We start from the raw sequence: 22,686 nt of genomic DNA, 5'->3' as shown, positions 1-22,686 counted from the left end.
TGAAGAAGGCGGCGGCGCCGGCCTCCGCCGCCTACCGGCCCTCCCTGATGTCAGTCAGCGTCTTTGTCGGCGTGATCGCCTCGGGATCGAGCTTGATCTCGATGATGGCCGGCTTGCCGCTTTTCCTCGCGCGCTCGAAGGCCGGCGCGAATTCGTCGGTCTTTTCAACCGTCTCGCCATGCCCGCCGAAGGCGCGGGCATAGGCGGCGAAGTCGGGGTTTGCAAGATCAGTTCCCGAGACGCGCCCGGGATAGTCACGCTCCTGGTGCATGCGGATCGTGCCATAGATGCCGTTGTTGAGGATCACGACGATGACCGGCAGGCCGTACTGGACGGCAGTGGCGAATTCCTGTCCGTGCATGAGGAAATCCCCGTCGCCCGCCCAGACGATCACCTCGCGGTCCGGGAACAGATGTTTCGCCGCAACCCCTGCCGGCACGCCGTAGCCCATCGAGCCGGAGGTCGGCGCGGCCTGCGTGGCGAAGCGGCGGTAACGATGGAAGCGGTGCATCCAGGTGGCGAAATTGCCGGCGCCATTGCAGATGATCGCATCCTCCGGCAGCACCGCTTCGAGATGCGTCATGATCGCACCCATATGCACCGTGCCGGGACCGGTCTGCGGCGGCGTCGACCATTCGAGATAGTTCTGGTGCAGTTCCTCGGTGCGGTTTGCCCAGGCCGGCGTTGCCGCCGGCGCGGTTTTCGCGAAGGCTTCCGCGAAGGCCGCCGGCGTCGCGTTGATCGCCACTGTCGGCCGGTAGACGCGGCCGAGTTCGTGCGGGTCGGGATAGACGTGCACGAGCTTCTGGTCGGGGTAGGGGCTCTTCAGCAGCGTGTAGTCCGCCGAGGGCATCTCGCCGAAACGGCAGCCGACCAGGAGCACGAGATCGGCTGCCTTTATATAGGCGGCGAGCTTGGGGTTCACGCCGATGCCGACGTCTCCGGCATAACTCGGATGAAGCTGGTCGCAGAGCGCCTGCCTACGGAAGGAGCAGCCGGCCGGCAGCTTCCAGCGTTCTAGCGACGCGCACATCTGCCTGACGGCTTCCTCCGTCCAGCGCGTGCCGCCGAGGATGACGAAAGGCCTCTGTGCTTTGTCGAGCGATGTCTGGAGAGCCGTGATCTCAGGTTCGCCCGCACGCGTCTCCACCGGTGTGAAGGCGCGCGGCTTCGGCGCATCGACCAGGTCGGTCAGCATGTCCTCCGGCAGCGCGATCACCACCGGCCCCGGCCGGCCGGAGGTGGCGACGGCAAAGGCGCGGGTGACGAGTTCCGGAATGCGCGAGGCATCGTCGATCTCGACCACCCATTTGGCCATGTCGCCATAGAAGCGCTTGTAGTCGACCTCCTGGAAGGCCTCACGTTCCCGGATGCCACGTGCGATCTGGCCGATGAAGAGGATCATCGGGTTGGAGTCCTGCCGGGCGATGTGGACGCCGGCCGACGCGTTGGTCGCGCCGGGGCCGCGCGTGACGAAGCAGATACCCGGTCGGCCGGTCAGCCGGCCCTCGCAATCGGCCATCATGGCCGCGCCGCCTTCCTGCCGGCAGACGATGGTCTTGATCGGAGAATCGTAGAGCGCGTCAAGCACCGCGAGATAGGATTCGCCGGGCACGCAGAAGATGCGCTCGACGCCGTTCGCCTCGAGCGCGTCCACGATCAACTGTCCGCCTGTTTTCATGTCTTCTCCAGTTCGGCCAGGATTTCAGCCGTATGCTCGCCAAGCCGCGGCGAGGGGCGATCGTAGGCCGGCGGCGTTGCCGACATCAGCATCGGCGAGCGTACCGAGGGCAGCATGTTGCCATGTCCGTCGTCGAGATCCATGCGCATGCCGCGTGCGACCACCTGCGGGTCCGCGAACATCCGCGCGATGTCGTTTATCGGACTCGCGGGCACTCCGGCCGCGTCCAGTTCGGGCAGAAGCCCGTCGCGCTCCCACGCCGCCAGCGCGGCGACTAGGGTCTCGCGCAGCCGGACCCGGTTGACCACGCGCGCCGGATTGGTGGCGAAGTCGGGATCGGTCGTCAGACGGTCCAGCCCGACCACCTTGCAGAAGCGCTGGAACTGCCCGTCATTGCCAACGGCGAGGATGAAGAAGCCGTCCTTGACCGGCAGCACCTCGTAAGGCGCGATGTTCATGTGGGCGTTGCCCATCTGCACCGGCGCCTCGCCGGAGACGAGGTAGTTGAGATTCTGGTTGCCCAGAACGGAGACCTGGGTATCGAGCAGCGCCATGTCGATATGCTGGCCTTCGCCCGTCGCCTCCGCGTGGCGGAGGGCCGCCTGTATCGCGATCACCGAATAGAGGCCGGTGAAGATGTCGGAGACTGCGACGCCCACCTTCTGCGGTTCGCGGCCCGGCTCGCCGGTGATCGACATCAGCCCGCCTATCCCCTGGATGATGAAGTCGTAGCCCGCGCGCGGGGCATAGGGTCCGTCCTGCCCGAAGCCGGTGATCGAGCAGTAGACGAGACGCGGGTTGATCTTGCGCAGGCTGTCCCAGTCGAGCCCGTATTTCCTCAGTCCGCCGAGCTTGAAGTTCTCGATCAGCACGTCCGCCGTCGCGACGAGCTTTCGGACGATCGCCGCGCCTTCCGCCGTCGAGAAGTCGACCGCGATCGAGCGCTTGCCGCGGTTGCAGGAGTGGTAGTAGGCGGCCGACAGGTTCTCGCCGTCGTGGCCGGTGACGAAAGGAGGCCCCCATTTGCGCGTGTCGTCGCCGCCGTCGGGGTTCTCGACCTTGATCACGTCCGCGCCGAGGTCGGCGAGCACCTGCCCGGCCCATGGGCCGGCCAGGATGCGCGCGAGTTCGATGACGCGAACGCCGTGGAGAGGAGGTTGGGACATCGGTGGCGTGTCTCTTTTCGAGCGCCCCGTCTAGCAACGGGCGGGGCCGATGTCATGTGCCACGGCTCAGCGGACACTGGATTTCCTGGGGCGTCCGCCTTTTGCCCCATTGGCGCGAGCGGCTGCGGCCTTGGCCGACGAGGTCGCGCGGCCGGCCTGGCGCGCCATATAAGCCCGCGTGCCGAAGATGCCGGCGAGGAGGCCGGGAACGGTGAAGTCCACGTCGAGCGTCTCCCAATGCAGGCCGTAGCCGGCGCCCATGATTTCCACTTCGGCCAGTTCGTCTTCGGTAGCAGCTTCGAGGCCTTGGGCGAGGCGAGGCGGAAAGGCGAAGGTGCATCCGTTGGTAAGCTCGACGACGATGCGGCCGAGCCGGTGATCATAGCGGGCGCTTGCTGCACGGGGATCGTTGGTTGCCGCCGCCTGGCCCCGCGCCAATGCCGCGTCGATTTCCTTGTCCGTCAATTCAGCCATGTATGTCGTTCCATCGGATGAGCAGAGCCTCGCGATTCCGTTCGACCAACCTCATGCAATTACCGATGTCGGCGTGCTTCATCCCGACTGCCCAGACCAACTCGGGCGGCCACCGGCGCTGACAAGGTTTATCTTGGCTTCTCCGTCACCGAAGACATGCACGTGCGCGGGTTCGTGGTCGTCAAGAAAGATAACGATCCTGAAACCGTCGATGCATAGAACCGTCACCATCGAAATAACCTATCGCGATGGGTTATTCAAGGTTCGATCAAGCCACTCCACAAAATTCGCCATGATCACGTTCCGATTCAACTCGTTCAGGCTTTCATGGCGGGTATCGGCGTAAACCGTTGAAACCAGATTCGAAAAGCCCATCCGCCTGAGCCGGTCCCCAAGGTGTTCGACGGCCTTGCCGCCGTCGGTCGCAGGGTCGCTGGCGCCGCCAACGAGATTGATCGGCAGGTCGCGCCCGGGGCGAGAAAAATTGGCGTCGTCGGCTCCGAAGAAGATGAAGCCGAACAAATCCTGCCAGAGCGAGACCGAGGCGTCCCAGCCGCAGAGCGGGTCTTCGACGTATTTTTGCACCTCGTCCTGGTCGCGCGAAAGCCAGTCGAACGGCGTCCTGTGGCCCGGCACTTTTTTTCCCCAGGCCTGGAAGGTGAGGCGGGGCAAGAGCCGCGACGGTACGTCTGAGCCGAGCCGGAACTTTTCCCAGGCGAGGATCGCCTGCGCCGCGCGGCCCGCGAGGCCGGCAGAGAAATTCGCGTTCCATATCGCGGCGGCATGCACCCCCTCCGGATGGCGCAGCAGATAGTTCAACGCGATCAGCCCGCCCATCGAATGTCCGAAGACGATCACCGGCAGGCCGGGATGTTCAGCCCGGATAACGCCATGGATGGCCGCAACGTCGGCGATGACCTTGTCGCGCCCGCTCGGCGTGCCGAAGCGGCCCGGCGGCGCGTCGGGCGCGGTAGTGAAGCCGTGGCCGCGATGGTCGTGCGCGTAGCTGTGAAAGCCGCGCTCGGCGAGGAAGTCGGCGAACCGCTCGTAGCGCAGCGCATGCTCGGCGAGGCCGTGGTTGACCTGTACCACGGCGCGGGCGGGGACGTTCGCGAGGCACGTGTAGAGATTGAGCGACGCGCCGCTCAGTGATGCGACGGTTCTACGGTCGTCGAACGGCATGTCTTGTCTCCGCGTCGACTGTTGGCGATGCAGTGCGGATCGTCAAGGGACAGCGTCCTTGGCCGCCTCGCCGATTTTCGATGTGTCGCACGCCTGTCTTGATGAATGGGCACTTTTCACGCCTCGCCGGGATCGGCATAGTGAAATTCGCGGGAATGCAAGGAGCCAGTCAATGAAATTCCGGTTCACGATGGGCGTCGCCGCCGCGGTCTTCGCTTTAGTCGCGCTGCTCCCGGTCGGGGCAGTTGCGAAGGCTCCGCAGAAAGATCAGGTGGCCCTTTTCGCGGCGGCCGCGAAAGACGGCCGCACGGGCGTCGCCCACAAGACCAAACCGGTCGATGCACGGCCGGCAGTCGCCGGCGAGGTCGTCGTAACGGTGATCAAGAGCGAAGGCGTGGAGACGAGTTCCAAGCCGGCCGAGGCAGGCGACTGGGTCGTCCGCAACCGCTGCCCCGAGACCGGCAACGAAGAATATCTCGTGTCGGCGGCGAAGTTTCCGGCCCGTTACGGCGATGCCCAGTCCGAAGCGGACGCCTCAGGCTACCGGAGCTTCGTGCCGAAGGGCACGGAAATGGGCTATTTCATCGTGCCGCCTTCGGAAGGCGAATTCGTCTTCACAGCACCGTGGGGCGAGGCGATGGTCGCAAGGCCGGGCGATGCGATCGTGCAATCGCCGTCCGACCCTGCCGACACCTACCGCATAGCGGCTGCCTCCTTCGCCTGCAGCTACGAGATCGTAACCCCGCCGTCGAAGCCTTAAGAAACTGCGTTACTTCTGCGCCACCTCCGGGTGGCGCGAACCCTGCCACGCCCAGCGGATCAGGGTCCAGGCGCTGCCGCCTGTCGCCATGCCGAGCAGGTAGATCACCAAGAAAAGGAGGGCGAGCGGCGCTGTTATGCCGAAGCCCAGGAAGGCCACCGTGACGCTTTGCAGGTTCTGCAAGGCGAAAATCAGAAACGCCACCGCCAGAACCACGATCACTGCTGTATGAACCCACCGCATCTCGGCTCCCCTTTGCTGCTCGACAGGCATCCTCGTCACGATGCTCTCGTCCAGCGGGCGGCACAAGAGCCTGGCCGTCCACCGTCTGGAGCGGCCACGCCCGGGTGGCGAGAAGGCTTAGAGTTTGTCAGGAAGCCGCCGCCATCGGCTTGCGGGGCGGGCAGGAAGGCCTATATAGCCCCTATTGCTTTCCCCAGCGCCGGATTTGGCGCAATCCCCGACCATTTCAGACATTTCCCATGCAACCCGCCATCTCCATCTCCAACCTGTCCAAGACCTATGCTTCGGGATTCGAGGCGCTGAAGAGCGTTGACCTCGAGATCAGGCATGGCGAGATTTTCGCGCTGCTCGGCCCCAACGGCGCCGGCAAGACGACGCTGATCAACATCGTTTGCGGCATCGTGAAGCCCGGCGAGGGCACAGTGCTGGCCGACGGCCACGACATCGTCAGGGACTTTCGAGCGACCCGTTCGCTGATCGGGCTGGTTCCGCAGGAACTCACCACGGACGCGTTCGAGACCGTCTGGGGAACGGTCAGCTTCAGCCGCGGCCTGTTCGGCAAGCCCAGGAACCCGGCGCACATCGAGAAGGTGCTGAAGGACCTGTCGCTCTGGGACAAGAAGGACGCCAAGATCATGACGCTGTCGGGCGGCATGAAGCGGCGCGTCATGATCGCCAAGGCGCTCTCCCACGAGCCCAGTATCCTCTTTCTCGACGAGCCATCCGCAGGCGTCGACGTCGAACTGCGGCGCGACATGTGGGAAGTGGTGCGCCGACTGCGCGAATCCGGCGTCACCATCATCCTCACCACCCACTACATCGAGGAGGCCGAGGAGATGGCCGACCGGGTCGGCGTCATCAACAAGGGCAGCCTCGTGCTGGTCGAGGAAAAGGCCGCGCTGATGCGAAAGCTCGGCAAGAAGGAGCTGACGCTGCAGTTGCAGCAGCCGCTCGATCGCATTCCCGAAAGCCTCGCGGCGTTCGCGCTTGAGCTGTCGGGCGACGGCGGCGAGCTCATCTACAGCTACGACACGCAGAGCGAGCGCACCGGCATCACGCGGCTGTTCAAGGCGCTTGAAGCGGAGGAGATACGCTTCCGCGACCTCGTGACCTCGCAAAGCTCGCTGGAGGAAATCTTCGTCAGTCTCGTGAGCACGCGGTCATGAACTTCCATGCTGTGAAGGCGATCTACAAGTTCGAGATGTCGCGCACCTGGCGCACGCTCTTGCAGAGCGTGGTGTCGCCTGTCGTTTCGACCTCGCTCTATTTCGTCGTCTTCGGCGCGGCGATAGGCTCGCGCATCAGCGAGGTCGGCGGCGTCGCCTATGGCGCCTTCATCGTGCCGGGGCTGATCATGCTGTCGCTGCTCACGCAGAGCATCTCCAATGCGTCCTTCGGCATCTATTTCCCGAAATTCGTCGGCACCATCTACGAGCTTCTCTCCGCGCCGGTGTCCTTCGTCGAGGTCGTGCTTGCATATGTCGGCGCGGCCGCCACCAAGTCCATCATGATCGGCCTGATCATACTGGCCACTGCCGGCCTCTTCGTTCCGCTCGAAATCCAGCATCCGTTCTTCATGCTGCTGTTCCTGGTGCTGACCGCGGTGACCTTCAGCCTGTTCGGCTTCATCATCGGCATCTGGGCTACCAATTTCGAGAAGCTGCAGCTCATCCCGCTTCTGATCGTCACGCCGCTCACCTTCCTCGGCGGCAGCTTCTACTCGATCGACATGCTGCCGCCGGTCTGGCGCACCATCACGCTGTTCAACCCGGTGCTCTATCTGGTCAGCGGCTTCCGCTGGAGCTTCTATGGCACGGCCGACGTCAATGTGGCCGTCAGCCTCGGCATGACGGTGCTGTTCCTTGCGGTGTGTCTCGTCTTTGTGTGGTGGATATTCAAGACCGGCTGGCGCATCAAGACTTGATCAGGGCCAACCGGCCATTGCCGTTCCGGGCCGCATCGCCTAAATAGCGCGCAACTCTCCATCCAGATCAGGGATACCGCGCGCGTGGCACGCCAGTTCATCTATCATATGGCCGGGCTCAACAAGTCCTACGGCACCAAGAAAGTCCTCGAGAACCTGCATCTGTCCTTCTACCCGGACGCCAAGATCGGCATCCTGGGTCCGAACGGGTCGGGCAAGTCGACCGTGCTCAAGATCATGGCCGGGATCGACAAGGAATATTCGGGCGAGGCCTGGCTCGCAGACAAGGCGACCGTGGGCTATCTGGCGCAGGAGCCGGAGCTCGACCCGGCGCTCAACGTCTTCGGCAACGTCATGGAAGGCGTCATCAAGAAGACCGCCATCATCGAGCGCTACAACGAGCTGATGATGAACTATTCCGACGAGACGGCCGACGAGTCGGCCAGGCTCCAGGACGAGATGGACCGGCTGAACCTCTGGGATCTGGAGCAGCAGGTCGAGATGGCGATGGAAGCGCTGGGATGCCCGCCCAAGGAGGCCGACGTCACCACGCTGTCGGGCGGCGAGCGCCGCCGCGTCGCGCTCTGCCGGCTGCTGCTCGAGCAGCCCGACCTCTTGCTGCTCGACGAGCCGACCAACCATCTCGACGCCGAGACGACCGCCTGGCTGGAAAAGCACCTGCGCGACTATCCTGGCTCGGTGCTGATCATCACCCACGACCGCTACTTCCTCGACAACGTCACCGGCTGGATTCTCGAACTCGACCGCGGCCGCGGCATCCCCTACGAGGGCAACTACACCAAATATCTCGACGCCAAGGCCAAGCGCCTGATCCAGGAAGGGCGCGAGGACGACGCCCGCCAGAAGGCGATCTGGCGCGAGCGCGAATGGATCGCGTCGAGCCCGAAGGCGCGGCAGACGAAGTCGAAGGCGCGCATCAAGGCCTATGAGGATCTGGTCGAGCAGGCCGACAAGCGCAGGCCGACCGACACGCAGATCGTCATCCCGGCCGGCGAGCGGCTGGGCAACGTCGTCATCGAGGTCGAAAGCCTGAACAAGGGCTTTGGCGACGAACTGCTGATCGAGGATTTGTCCTTCAAGCTGCCGCCGGGCGGCATCGTCGGCATCATCGGCCCGAACGGCGCCGGCAAGACGACGCTCTTCCGCATGATCACCGAACAGGAGAAGCCGGACGCCGGCTCGATCCGCATCGGCGAGACGGTCAAGCTCGGCTATGTCGACCAGAGCCGCGACGCGCTCGACCCCAGCAAGACCGTGTGGGAGGAAATCTCCGGCGGCGCCGAGGTGATCAAGCTCGGCAAGTACGAGGTGAACAGCCGCGCCTACTGCTCGTCGTTCAACTTCCGCGGCGGCGACCAGCAGCAGAAGGTCGGCAACCTCTCGGGCGGCCAGCGCAACCGCGTGCACCTCGCCAAGATGCTGAAGAACGGCGGCAACGTGCTGCTGCTCGACGAACCGACAAACGACCTCGACACCGAGACGCTGGGCGCGCTCGAAGACGCGCTCGAAGCATACGCGGGCTGCGCCGTCATCATCTCGCACGATCGCATGTTCCTCGACCGCATGGCGACCCACATGCTCGCCTTCGAGGGCGACGCGCATGTCGAATGGTTCGAGGGCAATTTCGAGGAATACGAGAAGGACAAGGCGCGGCGGCTGGGCCCGGAAGCCCTCGTCCCCCACCGCATGACGCACAAGCGGCTGACGCGGTAGGGAGTAGGGAATAGCGAATAGTGAGTAGTAAGTAGTGGGGTGCGCGGCAGCGTGCGCCGCCCAATTTAAGGCTGCGCTCTTCCTGTAGCTAACCCCCGGCCCGGCAGCGCGTCACGACGTGTCGGGATGCTCCAGCGCCTCGAAGGCGAACCAGTGGAGGTCGCTCAGCACCTCGTGCACTTCCTGGCGGCGGTTGGCGGGGCGCTGGCCGGGCGGTCGGCCCGGACGCAGCGGCCAGACGCGGCGGGCGCGACCCGAGGCGTTCGCCCCTCGCCGTGCCGCCCGCAGGCGGGCGAAGCGCCTTGCCTGAGCCGGCAGATCGTCCAGCGCGGACGCCAGCGCCTGGAGGCGCAGGGCAAGACGCGACGCGTCCACCGGATCGTCAGGCGATGGGGGAGGCGGCAGAGGGCGGAACGGCGCGCCGAGGTCGAGCCCGGAGATGCGGGGGGCGGCGTATGCGGGCACGTAACGGCGACGCTCGCGACCCTTCGACAAGCTCGGGAGACCCGGCAGCGGATCGAAGAGCGGCAGCAGGCTCAAGGCTCGCGGACGATGAGCACGGACGGCGGCGGCCCGGACGTCGCCAGCCCTTCTGGCCGCGGCGGCCGCGCCATCGGACATCACGACGGCGATGCCGAAGCGGCGCAGGGCGGGCTCCATGGTCACGGGTTTCGACTTGCGCTGATACGCCGGCGGCAATGCCACCACGAGGCCGCGCGCGGCCACGATGATGAGGCGCCGCGCGGCGGATTCGGCCGGCCTGAGCAGCCGCAGGATCGCGCGGTGGAGATGGCGGGTCAGGGTCGGGCGGGAAAAGCACCCCTCACCAGGTTCGGCTAACGCCTCGGCTTTGCCTCGCCGAGCCGAACCATCCTCTCCCGCAAGGGGAGAGGAAAAGCCGGTGAGCCCGGCCATGGCGACGAGCATGGCCAGCACGCGCTTCAGCGCCGCGCGATTTTTCTCGATTGCCGCATTCCAGTCCATCGCCGCCTCCTCCAGACCAGGCCGGCGGGATTATCGCTGCGGTCGGGAGGGGTGTGGATAAAGTCGGGAGAATGATCCTGACAAATGCTCACAGGGAGCGGCGGAGCGGCTTGGCGCGGAAGCGCTCGTCCCCAACCGCATGACGCACAAACGGCTGACGCGGTAGGAAGCTTCTGGTAAAAGTGAAATATGGCTATATATGAACCGGTTCCTAGGCTAGATGCAAAGCGGGAGCGCTTACTATATTTGCTCGGTAGGCTGATAGATGAGTCGCTTCATTCTGGCAGCGATACAAATCGTGGGCATGATTTAATCGCCCTGTCTCCTCATGAAAAAAAAGAGCTTGCATCACTCTTAACAGAGTTGATTGAAGATAAATCTATCGTTGTAAGCCTTTCTTTTGTCGATGGTCTTGCAGGGTTGGGCAACCTAACCGAATCACAAATAAGGGAGATTTATCTCTCCGAACGAAAGCGGCGCGGTAGAACGAGGGCGTTAGCGTCAAAGCAATGGGCTGATTTTTGGGCGCGTTTGGGACGCCAATCCGGTTGGTCCAGATGGGGCGTTGCAACGGAAAAAATGAGCTATGAGCATTTCCTAGAGATGGAGCGTCGCCTCTTTAAAGCACTTAAGTTCCCTGAAAAGGTGAAGGCGTATCTCATTGAAAGAGTATCTGCCGTCCGCGGAACCGTGGAAGGCGCCCTAGAATCGCGCAATTTTGTAAAAGCATCAGAGTCGTTGTCTCGACGCACGATGGATCTGTTGAAGCAGCTAAGGGCTGCACTTCAATCGGCAGACAGCTCAAGCCTTTCCACAAACCAAGTTGCCGGCCTAGCTATTGTAGTTTCCAACCTTAGCGTTTTATTCACGACTAGGGATTGGAGCGCCGCTGGCACGATGTCTGCGATTTCCGGCGGCAGCGTCCAATTAGTCGGCAAGTAACTACGCCCTCACTCCACCCGGCAGCAGAAGGGGAAGAACGGTCCGCTGAGCCCTGGCGCTGCGGTGGGCGTGAAGGTGAAGTCGCGCACGGCGTCGCTTTCGTCGGTGCAGCCGCCGGGTGTCGCCGCGATCGTGCCCTTCACCGGATGGCTGGTCTCGAAGGTCCAAGGATCCTGCGACGAGAAGGTGACGGTGCCTGGGGTCGTCTGGACGCTGTCGCCCGAGAAAGCGTCGATGAAGTTCGCGCCCATTGCCCCGCCGTTACAGGTAAGTTCGATCGCCCAGTTCGGCTCGAAGCCGGAGCAGATCATGCGCTGGCCCGCCGGCACGAGGCCGCCCTCGCAGGCATAGTCCGCGGCCGGCGCCGAAACGGGTGCGGCGATGAGCGTGGCGGCAAGCACTGACTGTCGAAGAATGGCAAGCATGGCGTTCCTCCTTCGCGATGCTCCCAGCCCCGCTCGCCAGGCTACGCCCGAAGCCCGGGCCGGTAAAGCAGCCGCTTGCTGCCGTCGCAGCCGCGACGGGCAGCCGAAGGATCACGTTCGTTCATGGAACGATCGGCCTTTTTGGCTGGACCTTCGCCCCGCCTGCCGCCATCTTGCTCGACCCAAGCGAAGGATTTGTTCGATGCTCGACCTTGTGCCTCGCGCCGACCAGGCGGCCGAAACCGTTCCTGCCCGCAAGCTCGCTGCAAGGGTGGCGGGGCTCTACGCGGCGCTGAAGGGCAGCTTCCAGACGGAGGCGGTCGCCGAGCTCGTGCTCGGCTTCGACGGCATCGCCGGCGATTTTCACGCCGGCGCAACGCGCCGCTCGGGCGGCCGCGAGCCGTGGTATCCGCGCGGCACGGAAATCCGCAACGAGCGCCAGCTCTCCATCGTGGCGCACGACGAGCTGGCGGTCGTCGCGGGGCGCATGGGCCTGGCCGAGCTGAAGCCCGAATGGATCGGCGCCAATCTCGCGATTGAAGGCGTCGCGAGCCTGTCCATGCTGCCGGCGGGCACGCTGCTCTTCTTCGCAGGCGGCGTCACGGTGAAGATCGACGGCCAGAACAAGCCGTGCCGCTATGCCGGCCAGGCGATCGCCGAGAATGCCGCCATGCCCGACCGCGAGGCGGGAGCGCTCCTGTTTCCGAAATCGGCCAAGCGCCTGCGCGGGCTGGTCGGCTGGGTGGAGAAACCCGGCAGGATCGTTGCCGGCGAGGCGATCTCGGTGCGCGTGCCCGAGCAGTGGATTTATCCCGGCTAGAGCGGCGAACGCTCAACCGGGTTCGCTTCGCCGCTCTATCTGTTTGTTTCAGCATCGGATTTGTCCGAAAACCGCTGCGCACTTTTCGGTCCGAGCTCGAAGGCTGCGATGGGCGGCGCCGCCCGGGGCGGCAAATGTCGCGAATAGGACCGCCGGCAAGCCACTGGAAGCACATTTCACTTCCGGCTAATATTCCTTCCGCTCGGCAAGAGGGCTGCCGCAACGGAGGGGGACTTGGGTTGGCAAACGGGATTGAGGGCAGTCGCCCTTGGCGCATGCATCTTCGGCACAACCGGAGAGCTTTTGGCGCAGTGCGGTTACGAAGGCGAGGAACTGTGCCAGGGCGGTCAGACCTATCGCTGCGAAAAGACCGGCAGCGAGCTGACGCCCATTTTTCAGAACCGCCCGTGCGTGGTGAATGTGCCGTCCCTGAACGGAACGTGGACCGGCAGCGGCCATCAAAGCCCCGCCGGCGCCACCGGCGCCGACTGGTCGATCAGCATGACCATCGGCGACGGCGGAGCGTCGATCGATTATCCGTCGCTCGGCTGCGGCGGATCGCTGACCGAGCTTTTCAGGGACGATACCTCGGCGGAATACCGCGAGAGCATCACCTACGGCCAAGACGCCTGCATCGACGGCGGAAGCATTACGGTGAGGTTTTTCCGCGGAAACCTGTCCTGGACCTGGGTGGGGCAGGCGCAAGGACAGAGTTACAACGCGATTGCCGTGCTGAGCCGGTAGCCCCCCTCATTCCTCGTCGTCCGGGTCGAGCAGCCGCGTCGCGCGCCATGACGTCAGCACCGCGTTGGTGCGGTCGATGACGAAGAAGCGCGCGGCGTCGCGGTCGTAGCCTTCGGCCAGCAGCTGCTCGTAGTCGGTGTGCTGGTGGCGCACATGCGCGACGGTCGCCAGCCACACGGCGATCGACGGCGGCAGTTCCTTCATGTGCCTGGCGCCGGCGTCGGCGCGGATCGCCTCGATGTCGGCATAGGGCGCGCCGGGCAAGAGCAGCGTCAGCGCCTCGGTGATCGCCTTGCGGCGTTTGGTGGACGCGATCACGGCGCGTCCCGGTGGCGCGGCGGCATTGCGTCCGGGAAGCTGTCGATGGAGGCGAAATAGGGCTTGATGTCCAAGAGCGGCGTGCCGTCGAGCACGTCGATGGCGTCGAGCGTCAGCAGACCCGCCGCCTCATCCAGCGCGATCAGCCGCGCGACGTGCAGTCCAACAGGATTTGGCCGCGCCGGCGAGCGCAGCGCGAAAACGCCTTTGGCTTCAGAAGCATGGCGCGGTTTCTGGACAATCAGATTCCGCGGCGCGGAACCGAGCCAGGAAAGCAGGACGACGTGGCTGGTGCCCGCAAGGCCGCCGAGCCCGCGACGGTATCTCGGCTCGATCTCAACGCTCGCCGGCAGCCCGGCTGTGCGGGCGGCGGCCATGTTCTTCGGGCAGTCGGCCCTCGTGTTCCACGGCGAGCGGATACGGCCGATGAAGACGAGCCGCGCGTCGCCGGCCATCGCCCCGGGGTCCTCCGCCAGCGCTATCTCGCCCTCCCGCGCCTCAAACATGGGCCACCTCCGTCCGAAACGTCCGCGCCATTTTCTTGTCCGCCTGCGACATTGCCGGTTGCCAAGCTAACGAAATGCACATAAAGATATATTTATATCTCAAATCGAAGAGATCGCAACATGACGGCTACCCTGGACGGTCTGGTAGACACTCTCAAGGCAGCGGCGGAAACCAGCCGTTTGCGCATTCTGGCGCTGTTGTCGCGCGGCGACCTCACCGTCTCCGACCTTACCGAGATCCTCAACCAGTCGCAGCCGCGCGTCTCGCGCCATCTCAAGCTCCTGCTCGATGCCGGCCTGATCGGCCGCTACCAGGAGGGCTCCTGGGCCTATTTCCGCATTGCCGACGGCGATACGGCGCGCGACTTCGTGCACGGCATCGTCGGCCGCGTGAACGCCCGCGATCCGCAGATCGAGCGCGACCTCGAAAGGCTTGCGTCCGTGAAGCGCCGGCGGCAGGCGAGGGCGGCCGAATACTTTTCCGCCAACGCGGCGAGCTGGGACGAGATTCGTTCGCTGCATGCCTCCGACCGCGCCGTCGAGGCGGCACTTCTGAAGCTGGTCGGCAAGCGGCCGTTCCAGTCCATGCTCGACCTCGGCACCGGCACCGGGCGGCTCCTCGAAATCCTCGCGCCGCTCTACCGGCGCGGCGTCGGCATCGACATGTCGCGCGAGATGCTGGCCGTTGCCCGCGCCAATCTCGACAAGGCCGGGATCGCCAACGCGCAGGTGCGCCAGGGCGACATCTACGCGCCGCCGGTCGAGCGCGACAGCTTCGACCTCGTGACCATCCATCAGGTGCTGCACTATCTCGACGACCCCGCGCTGGCGATCGGCGAAGCGGCGCGCCTGCTTCGGCCCGGCGGACGGCTCATCATCGTCGATTTCGCGAGCCATGCGCTGGAGTTCCTGCGCGAGGAGCATGCGCATATGCGCCTCGGCTTCTCCGACCGCCAGATCGCCGACTGGTTCGCGGAAGCCGGCATCGAGCTCGAGGACAGCCAGGAGTTCGAGCCTCGTGGCGGCTCCGAGGCGCGGCTGACGGTGAAGCTTTGGCTCGGCCGCGACCGCCGCCAGCTGATCGCCGAGCCAGTCCGCGCCGGCGAAAGGGAGACCGCGTGATGAACCAGCCCCGTTTCTCCCGCCGCCCGGACATCGGTGCAGGGATTCGCGTCTCCTTCGAATTCTTCCCGCCCAAGACGGACGAGATGGAGGCGCGGCTCTGGGAAACGGTGAAGCGGCTGGAGCCGCTCGATCCGCATTTCGTCTCGGTGACCTACGGCGCCGGCGGCTCGACGCGCGAGCGCACCGCGCGCACGATAAAGCGCATCCTCACCGGCTCGACGCTCACCCCCGCGGCGCATCTGACCTGCGTCGACGCCACCAGCGGCGAGATCGACACGGTCATCGCCGAATTCGCCGGCATGGGCGTGACGCGTTTCGTGGCGCTGCGCGGCGATCCCGGGGCGGGCGTCGGCGCGCGCTACCATCCGCACGAGGGCGGCTACGCCAACGCCGCCGAACTGGTCGGCGCGCTGAGGGCGCAAGGCGACTTCGACATTTCGGTCTCGGCCTATCCGGAGAAGCACCCCGAAAGCCCGGACTTCGCAACCGACATCGAGATGCTGAAACGCAAGGTCGACAACGGCGCGACGCGGGCTATGACGCAGTTCTTCTTCGACAACGATCTCTACGAGAGCTATGTCGAGCGCGTGCGCCGCGCCGGCATCTTCATCCCGATCGTGCCGGGCATACTTCCCGTCCATAATTTCACCCAGGTCGCGAACTTCTCCACGCGTTGCGGCGCTCATGTCCCGCCATGGCTTGCCGAACGCTTCGACGGGCTGCAGGCCGATCCGCAGACCCATGCGCTGGTCGCCGCCGCGGTGGCGGCCGAGCAGGTCATGGACCTCGTCGAGCGCGGGGTGGCCGATTTCCATTTCTACACGATGAACCGCGCCGACCTGGTCTTCGCAATCTGCCACATGATCGGCATCCGGGCGCCGCATGCGGACGGCGCTTCCGCAGCCGCCTAAAGCGGCATCAAACCTTCCCGAATGCAGAAAGGCCGGGCTTTCACCCGGCCTTTCGAAACTTCTCTGCCACCCCTGGCGGCTATTTTCCGCAGCGTGCGCTTACGGAAGAAATCCCATTATGAGGGCGCCGATAAAAGCGAACGCAGCGCAAATCATGAGTGCATTGATTGGCCGTGTCAGTCCCATTGCCTAGCCTCCTCATCGAGAACTATGGCCAAAGTGTAGGGGACTTGAGGCAACAGGCAAGCGGAAAAATTGCTGCAATGCGACCCGACTATGGAAAAAACGACCTGCCGAATAGCTTAAGTCTAGGGAATTTATAGGCAATCGCGCCCGAGGCGGCTGTGGAAAAAATGTGGCGGCCCGATGACGGTCGCCCGGCCGAGGCCCAGCCATACGCCGTGGCATCATCTGGAGCGGCGAACGCTCAATCGGATTCGTTTCGCCGCTCTATCTCTTTGTCTCAGCATCGGAGTTATCCGAAAACCGCTGCGCACTCTTCGGTCCGATGCTCTAGCGTCGCCTGAAAACCCGTCCGTCTATGGTGACGAGTCCAAGGCCGATGAGCAGCATGCCCGCGATTTCGAAAAGCTCCAGCCGTTCGCCGAGGAAGACGAAGCCGAGCAGGATCGCGCTGACCGGCACGATGAGCGTCACCAGCGAGGCGTTGGTGGCGCCTGCCGAGCCGATCAGGCCGAAATAGAGGATGTAGGCGAACGCCGTCGAGAGCAGCGCCAGAGCGAAGACCGCCGCCCAGACGGGGGCGCTCGCGGCCAACAGTCCCGTCGGGCCGACCCACAGCAGCACCACGGGTATCATGATGACCGTCGAGGCAGTGAGCTGGCCGGTCGCCACGATCGCCGGCGGCACGGTCTTGAAGCGGCGCGAGAAGACCAGCGCGACCGCATAGGACAAAGAGGCGCCGATCATGGCGAATTTCGCCCACACCGGCCCGCCGAGGCTGGCAATGATGCCCGGCCCAACCATCACTGCCACTCCGGCGATGCCGAGCAGCACCCCCGCCATCTTGTTCAGCGACAGCTTTTCGTCCGACGTGACGGCGTTGGCGATCAGGATCGTCCAGAAGGGTGTCGTTGAGTTGAGCACGGCGGCAAGCCCTGCGCCCATTTCCGTCTGGCCGGCGAAGATCAGCGAGAAGGGCAGGACGTTGTTGACCACGGCGAGCAGCAGGAAGCTGCCCGCCAGCGGCAGCGCCAGCCGGAACGACGGTCCCCGCGCGCGCAGATAGACATGCAACGCCGCCGCCGCGATCGCCACGCGAAACAGCACCAGCGCCAGCGGGTGCATTTCGGACACGGCGATGCGGGCGAAGAAGAACGAGCCGCCCCAGATCGCGCCGAGCAGCAGAAGGCGCGCCCAGTCGAACGCGGACATTCCTTGCTGCGCAGTTGGTGTTGCGGCGGCCTCGGCCATGCATTTCCTCCATCTCCAAGCGCCAGCTAGGCTCGAATGCGCGGGTCTGCCACCCGCTTCCTGCATCTGCCGCAACTGATTTCCCCTGCTGGCCGCATCGGCGGCTCTGCCCGCTCGTCAAGGAATGGATTTCATTGCGCTCCGGCTTCGACTAGATTCCGAACGCCAGCCGAGGAGCCTCCATGCAGCGATTCGAGAATGCCCGCGAGGCGGCCCGCGCGCTCCGGCCGGACGAGCCCATCTACTGTTTCCGCCCGGAGGTGCTGAAGGCGGACGCCCGGCAGTTCATGGAGATGTTTCCCGGCAAGACCGCCTATGCGGTGAAGACCAATGGCGAGCAGATCGTGCTCAACGCGCTGGTCGAGGCGGGTGTGTCGGCCTTCGACGTCGCATCGCCCGGCGAGTTCGCCGCCGTCCGCGCCGTCTCGCCAGATGCCGAGATGCTCTACATGCATCCGGTCAAGGCGCAGTCCGACATCCGGCTGGCGCTGGAGAAATACGGCATCCGCGTCATCGCCATCGACCATGAGGACGAGATCACCAAGCTGACCCGCGTGGTGCGCGCGCTCGACATCGATCCGGGCGCCATCACCGTCTTCGTTCGTGTCCAGACCAAGGGCCAGGCGGCCTATGAACTGTCGAAGAAATTCGGCGCCGGGCCGGCGAGCGCGGTGGAACTCGCCGAGCGGCTGCACCGCACCGGCTACAAGGTCGGGCTATGCTTCCATGTCGGCAGCCAGATCGAGGATCCCGACACTTACGAGCGGGCGCTGGCGTCCGCCGACTGGGTGCGCAACCGGCTCACCTTCGAGCTTGCCGGCCTCGATGTCGGCGGCGGTTTCCCGGCCGAATACGGCCACGACCCCAACCGCAAGCAGGTCGAGATGCCGTCGCTCGGCCAGCTCATGTCGCGGCTGTCGGGCGACCTCAAGGAATACAATTTCGACCATATGCCGCTGGTGGCGGAGCCCGGCCGCGTGATCGTGGCGCGCTGCCTGTCGCTCATCGTGCGCGTGCTGCTTCGCAAGGGCCGCCGGCTCTACATCAATGACGGCATCTGGGCGTCGCTGTCGGATTCATGGACCGGCAAGATCACGCTGCCTGCCCGCTTCATTCCCGATCCGGCCATCCGCTCGCGCAACGGCAGCGAGAAGAATATCGTGCCGTTCAAGGTGTGCGGCGCGACCTGCGATTCCGTCGACATCCTGTCGCGGCCGTTCTGGCTGCCGGAAACCGTCGACACCGGCGACTGGATCGAAATCGGCCATATCGGCGCCTACTCGCTGTCGCTCAGGACCCGCTTCAACGGCTTCTATCCTGACACTTTCGTCGAGGTGACGACGCCCTTCGACGAGGGCGACACGCCGCAGGGGTTTGCCAGCCTTGAGACGATGGCGGATTGAGTTTCGAGATGGTATCTAACGAGCTTCAAGAACCGACCGTCGCCAAGTGGGGTAAATGGCGAATCGTCTGGATCGATTCGAGAAGGATCGAAGCGTCTCTTAGCGTCTACGAACGAGGCGATGCCGATGGAATTGGCATATCGCCGTATAACGGCTACCTGTCCGAAGATGTAGGTTTCCTCAAAAAAATCGAAAACCTTCGCGGGCTCGTTGTTCCGTTTCCCAAAGGGCTCGACCTGAGTGAGGTCCAAACCTTCAGCCAAATTCGTTTTCTGACGCTGGGTTCGGAGCGAGCATCACTCGATCTGTCGCAATTTATGCAGATCGAGGAATTGGGGATCACGCTCAAGGCCAAAGACATCTTGCCCCCCGAAAACAGCAAACTGTCATGTCTTCGGCTTCGCAATTTTTCCCCTGCGTCGGGGAATCTTGAATCTCTCCCTCCCTTCAACGAGCTAAGCGCACTAAGCGTCGCGGTGGGATCGATCGAATCACTTTCCGGGATCGAGCGTTATGACAATTTGCGAGAGGCTGAGTTCGCTTATTTGCCCAAATTGAAGAAGGTAGAGGCCATTGGAAGGACTTGGGTCGAGACGCTTCACATAGAGACCTGCAGTTCCATTCAGGATTTCGCTGCGCTTGCGAAGTGCAAAAGTCTGCGTCGCCTCCGTTACATCAACTGTGGAGTGATCGGCTCTCTGGCACCGCTTCGCGACTTCAAAGCACTTGAAGAATTCCGGTTTGTGAAAACCAACGTGCTCGATGGAGACATGACTCCATTGATGAGTCTGAAATCCATCGGATTTGAGAACAAAAGACATTATTCTCATACGCCGGAGCAGATAGACGCAGCTATCAGGGGCGAAGCGGTATTTCTGCGCCGATCAGTTACAACGCACTGAAGGTCCGCGCATGAGGAAGCGCGAATGCGGCGCTCACCCCGCATTCGCCTTCAGCCATTTTTTCCAGTCGGCGTGGCTGCCGTTGAAGACGTTGATGTCTGCATTGCCGCGGACGCCCGGAATGACGCCGGTTCCGGTGTACTGCCAGAAGGTGAAGGGGTGATCGGCGTATTTCTGGGTCGGGTGGCCGGCGACCGAGCGCAGCCAATAGGGATAGCCGCGGAAACTCGACAGTTCGTTGTCGTCGAAGAAATCGACCGACGTGTAGATGATCGGCTTCTTGCCGTAGTGTTTTTCCACGATCGAGAGGAAGGTCTTCATCTCGCTGCGCACCGTCGCCGGATCGGGCCGTTTCTTGCAGGTCGGCGAGTCCGGGTTCCACTCCATGTCGAGCACCGGCGGCAAGGCGGAACGATCGTTGGGAACGTTCTCGATGAACCAGCGGGCCTGCTCGGCGGCGGGCCGGCAGAAGTAGTAGAAATGATACGCCGCGCGCGGCACGCCCGCCGCCTTGGCGTTTCGCCAGTGCTCGTCGAAATAGTCGTCGACGCGGTCGCCGCCTTCGGTTGCCTTGATGAAGGCGAAGGAGACGCCGCTCGCCCGCGCCTTATGCCAGTCGACCGAGGTCTGGTATTTCGACACGTCGGTGCCGTGGACCGCGTAGCTCCAGGGCGCGCCGCTGTCCCATTCATGCGGATCGGTATCCTCGAAGCGCGGATGGCTGACCGCTACCGATGCGGTGCCCGATGTGGACGCCGTCGACAATGGGGCAAAGCCATCAGAGACCGAACAGGCAGCGAGCCCAAGCAGCGCCGTCGCGGCGGCAATGCTCAGCACGGCGCGCGAACTTGCCGTCCGCCTGCCCGCCGAAACCAACGCGCTGTCTAACCGCCTGTCCGGCATCCGTCCCCGACCCCTTGCGGCCGCAATGCGGCAGCCACGTCAATCCGGCGCATCATCCGGCCATCCTGGTTGATTTTCGGTTTATATGGCGCGCCGGCCGGCAACAGAACCTGCGCCGGCAATCGCGGCAAATCAATGGCAAAAGAATGGTGGCGGGGAGCGCCGCGGATCAGCGTTTGGTCAAAACGGCACGCACGGCGTAGCCGCGATAAAGCGTTTCAAATTCGAGGCTTGCGCCAACGCGCCGGCATTCCGATTCAAGCACTTCGCGCAAAGAATCACGGGGGGATACGTGGAATTTCGCGAGCCAGGCGCGCAAGCTGGCCTTGAACCAGCCCGGCAAACGCTCCTGTGCGCCGAAGTCGACGATGTGGAGCGAGCCGCCGTCATTGACGGCATCGAGCGCCGCCGCGACGGTTCGGCGCCAATCCGGGATCATCGACAGGGCGTAGGAGACGAAGACGCGATCGAAGCCCGGCAGGCCGAACAGGGTCTCCGCGTCGAAGTCCGAGGCGTCGCCCTGCGCGAGCCCGACCCGCGCCGACAGGTCGCGGCGTCCGATCGCGACCGACGCCGTTTCAAGCATCTCCGCGGAGATGTCCAATCCATGGAACCGGGCCCGCGGGAACGCCTTGGCGGCATGCACGAGATTGCGGCCGGTGCCGCAGCCAAGTTCGAGCACCGTGCCGCGCGCGGGCACGTCGAGGCCGCCGATCAGCCTGTCGCGGCCGAGCAGGTAGAATTTGCGGGTGAGGTCGTAGACGTGGCGCTGGTAGCGGTAGACGCCATCCATCAGTTCCGCGTGCGTGCCGTCCGCGACGCTCATCAGCCGGCCTTCATGTAGAGGTGAAAGCCGCCATAGATCGCGGAGCGGTCGCGCGCGGCGAAGCTGCGCGAATCCTCCTCGGCGTAGCGCCATTGCCCGAGCAGCGCTTCGGAGACGCGGCCCGGCAGCACGCTCTGTTCGGCCGCGGTGCGGAAGATGACGCGCGCGCCAGGAGCGGCGGTGCGCGTTATCTCGGTCCACAGCGCGTTGAGCTGCTCGTCGCTCATCCAGTCCTGCGCATCGAGCAGAACGAAGCGGTCGACCGATGCCGCCGGCTTGTTCGCCAGAAGCTCGGTGAAGTTGACGTGATGCACGGCGACGCGGCCGATGTTCTGTCTCAGCGCCGGATAGTTTGCCTTGTCCAGATAGGCGGGCAATGCGCCCTCGCCGGGCGCCGGGTAGCGCCTGGCGAAAGCCTGCCAGGCGAAATAGTTGTCTTTCAGCGGGAAGTCGCAGGCGAGCTTTTCCAGCCGGGCACTCAGCACGCTCGCCATCGAACCGTCGCCGGAGGTGATGAGCGAATCGTACTGGGCAGGCGGTATGCCGAGGCCGAAGAGCGACGATTTTCGCGACAGCACCAGTTTGAGCAGGCGCGTCTGGAACAGCGGCGCCAGCTCTTCGCTGAAGAATTGGCGCTGTTCGCGGATGTTCCTGGCGGCCAGGATCCCGCGCGGATCGACGCCGTAGAGACGCGCCGTGCGGTGGCCCGCGGCGATGAACAGGCCAAGCAGGCCGGTGCGGTAGAAATTGCGGTCGAAGGTCTTGATGCGCCGGCGTCCGCGCCAGTTGCGGCGCTCCCAGTAGCGGCGCGTCGCGGCGTCGAGATTGGGCGCCAGGAAGCGGTCGTAGGCGGCGGAGTTGGTCGGGTTGCCGGCCTCGCCGAAGAAGCGGAAGAGGTCGGCCTGCGCCGGCAGATGCCGGATCGCGGCAAGCTTCAGCTTGTTGAGCGCGATGTGCGCCTTGTTGAGATCGACGGCGTCGATATGCGCCGGCGAGCGGGTCAGATAGGCAAGCACGTTGCAGCCGCCCGACGCGATGGTGACCACGCGGTGTCCCTCCAGCAGGTCCATCGCCTCGATGTCGACTTCGGGGTCTTCCCATATTTGCGGATAGACGAGCCCCGAGAAAAGAAGCGCGAAAAGCCGCTCGGAAAAGCCCGCCCTGGAGAGCGCCCGGTTCTGGTAGACGGCCTTGCCGAGCTGGCGATTCCCGCGAAAGCCGAGCTCGCTCGAAAGGTCGGTCATGACGGGCGAATCTCCCCCTTGCACATTTCGCAAGC

Annotated in this window: 25 protein-coding genes; 11 read left to right on the top strand and 14 right to left on the bottom strand. The window is 64.2% G+C overall.

Features of this window, described 5'->3' with window-relative positions; translation table 11 throughout:
• Positions 1 to 31: 31 nt before the first annotated feature.
• From ABLE71_RS16000 to ABLE71_RS15980, 5 genes are all read right to left on the bottom strand, one after another.
• A complete protein-coding gene (locus ABLE71_RS16000; RefSeq protein WP_348784421.1) occupies positions 32 to 1,681 on the bottom strand; it encodes a thiamine pyrophosphate-binding protein in 1,650 nt (549 codons plus the stop codon).
• Positions 1,678 to 2,847 (bottom strand): CaiB/BaiF CoA-transferase family protein, encoded by a 1,170-nt coding sequence (locus ABLE71_RS15995; protein WP_348784420.1) that lies wholly within the window; start codon positions 2,845 to 2,847, stop codon positions 1,678 to 1,680. Before ABLE71_RS15995 ends, ABLE71_RS16000 begins: the two co-directional genes overlap by 4 nt.
• Before the next feature lie 66 nt (positions 2,848 to 2,913).
• Complete coding sequence (locus ABLE71_RS15990) at positions 2,914 to 3,321, bottom strand: DUF2442 domain-containing protein (RefSeq protein ID WP_348784419.1); 408 nt, start codon at positions 3,319 to 3,321, stop codon at positions 2,914 to 2,916.
• Positions 3,322 to 3,399: 78 nt separating this feature from the next.
• Positions 3,400 to 3,552, bottom strand: a complete 153-nt coding sequence (locus tag ABLE71_RS15985) for a DUF4160 domain-containing protein (RefSeq protein WP_348784418.1) — start codon at positions 3,550 to 3,552, stop codon at positions 3,400 to 3,402.
• Between the two features lie 9 nt (positions 3,553 to 3,561).
• The gene (locus tag ABLE71_RS15980; protein WP_348784417.1) at positions 3,562 to 4,503 is read right to left on the bottom strand and encodes an alpha/beta hydrolase; all 942 of its coding nucleotides are present in this window, start codon (positions 4,501 to 4,503) and stop codon (positions 3,562 to 3,564) included.
• A 172-nt stretch (positions 4,504 to 4,675) separates the two neighbouring features.
• On the opposite strand from ABLE71_RS15980, the gene ABLE71_RS15975 reads away from it, so the two are divergent.
• On the top strand, positions 4,676 to 5,263 hold the full coding sequence (locus tag ABLE71_RS15975; RefSeq protein WP_348784416.1) for a hypothetical protein: 588 nt from the start codon (positions 4,676 to 4,678) through the stop codon (positions 5,261 to 5,263).
• Between the two features lie 9 nt (positions 5,264 to 5,272).
• Here ABLE71_RS15975 and ABLE71_RS15970 read toward each other — a convergent pair whose 3' ends face one another.
• Positions 5,273 to 5,536 (bottom strand): hypothetical protein, encoded by a 264-nt coding sequence (locus ABLE71_RS15970; protein ID WP_348784505.1) that lies wholly within the window; start codon positions 5,534 to 5,536, stop codon positions 5,273 to 5,275.
• Positions 5,537 to 5,745: 209 nt separating this feature from the next.
• Between ABLE71_RS15970 and ABLE71_RS15965 the strand changes: the two genes are divergently transcribed.
• The 3 genes from ABLE71_RS15965 (at position 5,746) to ettA (ending at position 9,164) form a co-directional block, all read left to right on the top strand.
• A complete protein-coding gene (locus ABLE71_RS15965; RefSeq protein ID WP_348784415.1) occupies positions 5,746 to 6,672 on the top strand; it encodes an ABC transporter ATP-binding protein in 927 nt (308 codons plus the stop codon).
• Positions 6,669 to 7,430: an ABC transporter permease gene (locus tag ABLE71_RS15960; RefSeq protein ID WP_348784414.1), complete on the top strand. Its 762-nt coding sequence runs from the start codon at positions 6,669 to 6,671 to the stop codon at positions 7,428 to 7,430. Before ABLE71_RS15965 ends, ABLE71_RS15960 begins: the two co-directional genes overlap by 4 nt.
• A gap of 84 nt (positions 7,431 to 7,514) precedes the next feature.
• On the top strand, positions 7,515 to 9,164 hold the full coding sequence (gene ettA, locus ABLE71_RS15955) for an energy-dependent translational throttle protein EttA (RefSeq protein ID WP_348784413.1): 1,650 nt from the start codon (positions 7,515 to 7,517) through the stop codon (positions 9,162 to 9,164).
• A 111-nt stretch (positions 9,165 to 9,275) separates the two neighbouring features.
• Here the strand turns inward: ettA and ABLE71_RS15950 are convergent, their stop codons facing one another.
• Complete coding sequence (locus ABLE71_RS15950) at positions 9,276 to 10,148, bottom strand: hypothetical protein (protein ID WP_348784412.1); 873 nt, start codon at positions 10,146 to 10,148, stop codon at positions 9,276 to 9,278.
• A gap of 246 nt (positions 10,149 to 10,394) precedes the next feature.
• On the opposite strand from ABLE71_RS15950, the gene ABLE71_RS15945 reads away from it, so the two are divergent.
• Positions 10,395 to 11,090 (top strand): hypothetical protein, encoded by a 696-nt coding sequence (locus ABLE71_RS15945; protein WP_348784411.1) that lies wholly within the window; start codon positions 10,395 to 10,397, stop codon positions 11,088 to 11,090.
• Positions 11,091 to 11,098: 8 nt separating this feature from the next.
• Here ABLE71_RS15945 and ABLE71_RS15940 read toward each other — a convergent pair whose 3' ends face one another.
• Positions 11,099 to 11,515 (bottom strand): hypothetical protein, encoded by a 417-nt coding sequence (locus ABLE71_RS15940; RefSeq protein ID WP_348784410.1) that lies wholly within the window; start codon positions 11,513 to 11,515, stop codon positions 11,099 to 11,101.
• A gap of 202 nt (positions 11,516 to 11,717) precedes the next feature.
• Between ABLE71_RS15940 and ABLE71_RS15935 the strand changes: the two genes are divergently transcribed.
• Positions 11,718 to 12,335 carry a molybdenum cofactor sulfurase gene (locus ABLE71_RS15935; protein ID WP_348784409.1) on the top strand — a complete coding sequence of 206 codons (618 nt, stop codon included), beginning with the start codon at positions 11,718 to 11,720 and terminating at the stop codon, positions 12,333 to 12,335.
• Between the two features lie 234 nt (positions 12,336 to 12,569).
• Complete coding sequence (locus ABLE71_RS15930; RefSeq protein WP_348784408.1) at positions 12,570 to 13,079, top strand: hypothetical protein; 510 nt, start codon at positions 12,570 to 12,572, stop codon at positions 13,077 to 13,079.
• 6 nt (positions 13,080 to 13,085) lie between these two features.
• On the opposite strand, the gene ABLE71_RS15925 is transcribed toward ABLE71_RS15930, so the two are convergent.
• Both ABLE71_RS15925 and tsaA read right to left on the bottom strand, forming a co-directional pair.
• Positions 13,086 to 13,397 carry a DUF2293 domain-containing protein gene (locus ABLE71_RS15925; RefSeq protein WP_348784407.1) on the bottom strand — a complete coding sequence of 104 codons (312 nt, stop codon included), beginning with the start codon at positions 13,395 to 13,397 and terminating at the stop codon, positions 13,086 to 13,088.
• Positions 13,394 to 13,903, bottom strand: a complete 510-nt coding sequence (gene tsaA / locus ABLE71_RS15920; RefSeq protein ID WP_348784406.1) for a tRNA (N6-threonylcarbamoyladenosine(37)-N6)-methyltransferase TrmO — start codon at positions 13,901 to 13,903, stop codon at positions 13,394 to 13,396. Before tsaA ends, ABLE71_RS15925 begins: the two co-directional genes overlap by 4 nt.
• A gap of 120 nt (positions 13,904 to 14,023) precedes the next feature.
• Here tsaA and ABLE71_RS15915 point away from each other — a divergent pair, with 120 nt between their 5' ends.
• The gene (locus ABLE71_RS15915; RefSeq protein ID WP_348784405.1) at positions 14,024 to 15,025 is read left to right on the top strand and encodes a metalloregulator ArsR/SmtB family transcription factor; all 1,002 of its coding nucleotides are present in this window, start codon (positions 14,024 to 14,026) and stop codon (positions 15,023 to 15,025) included.
• Positions 15,025 to 15,939 carry a methylenetetrahydrofolate reductase [NAD(P)H] gene (gene metF, locus ABLE71_RS15910; RefSeq protein ID WP_348784404.1) on the top strand — a complete coding sequence of 305 codons (915 nt, stop codon included), beginning with the start codon at positions 15,025 to 15,027 and terminating at the stop codon, positions 15,937 to 15,939. The genes ABLE71_RS15915 and metF overlap by 1 nt, the downstream gene beginning before the upstream one ends.
• 513 nt (positions 15,940 to 16,452) lie before the next feature.
• Here metF and ABLE71_RS15905 read toward each other — a convergent pair.
• A complete protein-coding gene (locus tag ABLE71_RS15905) occupies positions 16,453 to 17,334 on the bottom strand; it encodes a DMT family transporter (protein ID WP_348784403.1) in 882 nt (293 codons plus the stop codon).
• A 221-nt stretch (positions 17,335 to 17,555) separates the two neighbouring features.
• Between ABLE71_RS15905 and ABLE71_RS15900 the strand changes: the two genes are divergently transcribed.
• Together ABLE71_RS15900 and ABLE71_RS15895 are read left to right on the top strand one after the other, a co-directional pair.
• Positions 17,556 to 18,776 (top strand): alanine racemase, encoded by a 1,221-nt coding sequence (locus ABLE71_RS15900; RefSeq protein ID WP_348784402.1) that lies wholly within the window; start codon positions 17,556 to 17,558, stop codon positions 18,774 to 18,776.
• Entirely contained in the window at positions 18,773 to 19,678 is a 906-nt protein-coding gene (locus tag ABLE71_RS15895) for a hypothetical protein (RefSeq protein ID WP_348784401.1), read from the top strand. The genes ABLE71_RS15900 and ABLE71_RS15895 overlap by 4 nt, the downstream gene beginning before the upstream one ends.
• Positions 19,679 to 19,711: 33 nt before the next feature.
• Here ABLE71_RS15895 and ABLE71_RS15890 read toward each other — a convergent pair whose 3' ends face one another.
• The 3 genes from ABLE71_RS15890 to ABLE71_RS15880 all read right to left on the bottom strand — a co-directional run bounded on the left by ABLE71_RS15890 (position 19,712) and on the right by ABLE71_RS15880 (position 22,651).
• Positions 19,712 to 20,512 carry a GH25 family lysozyme gene (locus tag ABLE71_RS15890; protein ID WP_348784504.1) on the bottom strand — a complete coding sequence of 267 codons (801 nt, stop codon included), beginning with the start codon at positions 20,510 to 20,512 and terminating at the stop codon, positions 19,712 to 19,714.
• A gap of 238 nt (positions 20,513 to 20,750) precedes the next feature.
• Positions 20,751 to 21,407 carry a class I SAM-dependent methyltransferase gene (locus tag ABLE71_RS15885; protein ID WP_348784400.1) on the bottom strand — a complete coding sequence of 219 codons (657 nt, stop codon included), beginning with the start codon at positions 21,405 to 21,407 and terminating at the stop codon, positions 20,751 to 20,753.
• The gene (locus ABLE71_RS15880; protein WP_348784399.1) at positions 21,407 to 22,651 is read right to left on the bottom strand and encodes a DUF3419 family protein; all 1,245 of its coding nucleotides are present in this window, start codon (positions 22,649 to 22,651) and stop codon (positions 21,407 to 21,409) included. Before ABLE71_RS15880 ends, ABLE71_RS15885 begins: the two co-directional genes overlap by 1 nt.
• Between the last annotated feature and the right edge of the window lie 35 nt (positions 22,652 to 22,686).

It is taken from the genome of Mesorhizobium sp. KR9-304 (assembly GCF_040049215.1).
Lineage (GTDB): Bacteria > Pseudomonadota > Alphaproteobacteria > Rhizobiales > Rhizobiaceae > Mesorhizobium_K.
The sequence above is the reverse complement of the archived record's forward strand: the minus strand, read 5'-3'. Positions and strand labels throughout refer to the sequence as shown.

Coding starts and splice junctions, on each gene's coding strand:
- ABLE71_RS16000 (WP_348784421.1), bottom strand. CDS start 1,681: ATGAAAACAGGCGGACAGTTGATCGTGGACGCGCTCGAGGCGAACGGC.
- ABLE71_RS15995 (WP_348784420.1), bottom strand. CDS start 2,847: ATGTCCCAACCTCCTCTCCACGGCGTTCGCGTCATCGAACTCGCGCGC.
- ABLE71_RS15990 (WP_348784419.1), bottom strand. CDS start 3,321: ATGGCTGAATTGACGGACAAGGAAATCGACGCGGCATTGGCGCGGGGC.
- ABLE71_RS15985 (WP_348784418.1), bottom strand. CDS start 3,552: ATGGTGACGGTTCTATGCATCGACGGTTTCAGGATCGTTATCTTTCTT.
- ABLE71_RS15980 (WP_348784417.1), bottom strand. CDS start 4,503: ATGCCGTTCGACGACCGTAGAACCGTCGCATCACTGAGCGGCGCGTCG.
- ABLE71_RS15975 (WP_348784416.1), top strand. CDS start 4,676: ATGAAATTCCGGTTCACGATGGGCGTCGCCGCCGCGGTCTTCGCTTTA.
- ABLE71_RS15970 (WP_348784505.1), bottom strand. CDS start 5,536: ATGCCTGTCGAGCAGCAAAGGGGAGCCGAGATGCGGTGGGTTCATACA.
- ABLE71_RS15965 (WP_348784415.1), top strand. CDS start 5,746: ATGCAACCCGCCATCTCCATCTCCAACCTGTCCAAGACCTATGCTTCG.
- ABLE71_RS15960 (WP_348784414.1), top strand. CDS start 6,669: ATGAACTTCCATGCTGTGAAGGCGATCTACAAGTTCGAGATGTCGCGC.
- ABLE71_RS15950 (WP_348784412.1), bottom strand. CDS start 10,148: ATGGACTGGAATGCGGCAATCGAGAAAAATCGCGCGGCGCTGAAGCGC.
- ABLE71_RS15940 (WP_348784410.1), bottom strand. CDS start 11,515: ATGCTTGCCATTCTTCGACAGTCAGTGCTTGCCGCCACGCTCATCGCC.
- ABLE71_RS15935 (WP_348784409.1), top strand. CDS start 11,718: ATGCTCGACCTTGTGCCTCGCGCCGACCAGGCGGCCGAAACCGTTCCT.
- tsaA (WP_348784406.1), bottom strand. CDS start 13,903: ATGTTTGAGGCGCGGGAGGGCGAGATAGCGCTGGCGGAGGACCCCGGG.
- ABLE71_RS15915 (WP_348784405.1), top strand. CDS start 14,024: ATGACGGCTACCCTGGACGGTCTGGTAGACACTCTCAAGGCAGCGGCG.
- metF (WP_348784404.1), top strand. CDS start 15,025: ATGAACCAGCCCCGTTTCTCCCGCCGCCCGGACATCGGTGCAGGGATT.
- ABLE71_RS15905 (WP_348784403.1), bottom strand. CDS start 17,334: ATGTCCGCGTTCGACTGGGCGCGCCTTCTGCTGCTCGGCGCGATCTGG.
- ABLE71_RS15900 (WP_348784402.1), top strand. CDS start 17,556: ATGCAGCGATTCGAGAATGCCCGCGAGGCGGCCCGCGCGCTCCGGCCG.
- ABLE71_RS15885 (WP_348784400.1), bottom strand. CDS start 21,407: ATGAGCGTCGCGGACGGCACGCACGCGGAACTGATGGATGGCGTCTAC.
- ABLE71_RS15880 (WP_348784399.1), bottom strand. CDS start 22,651: ATGACCGACCTTTCGAGCGAGCTCGGCTTTCGCGGGAATCGCCAGCTC.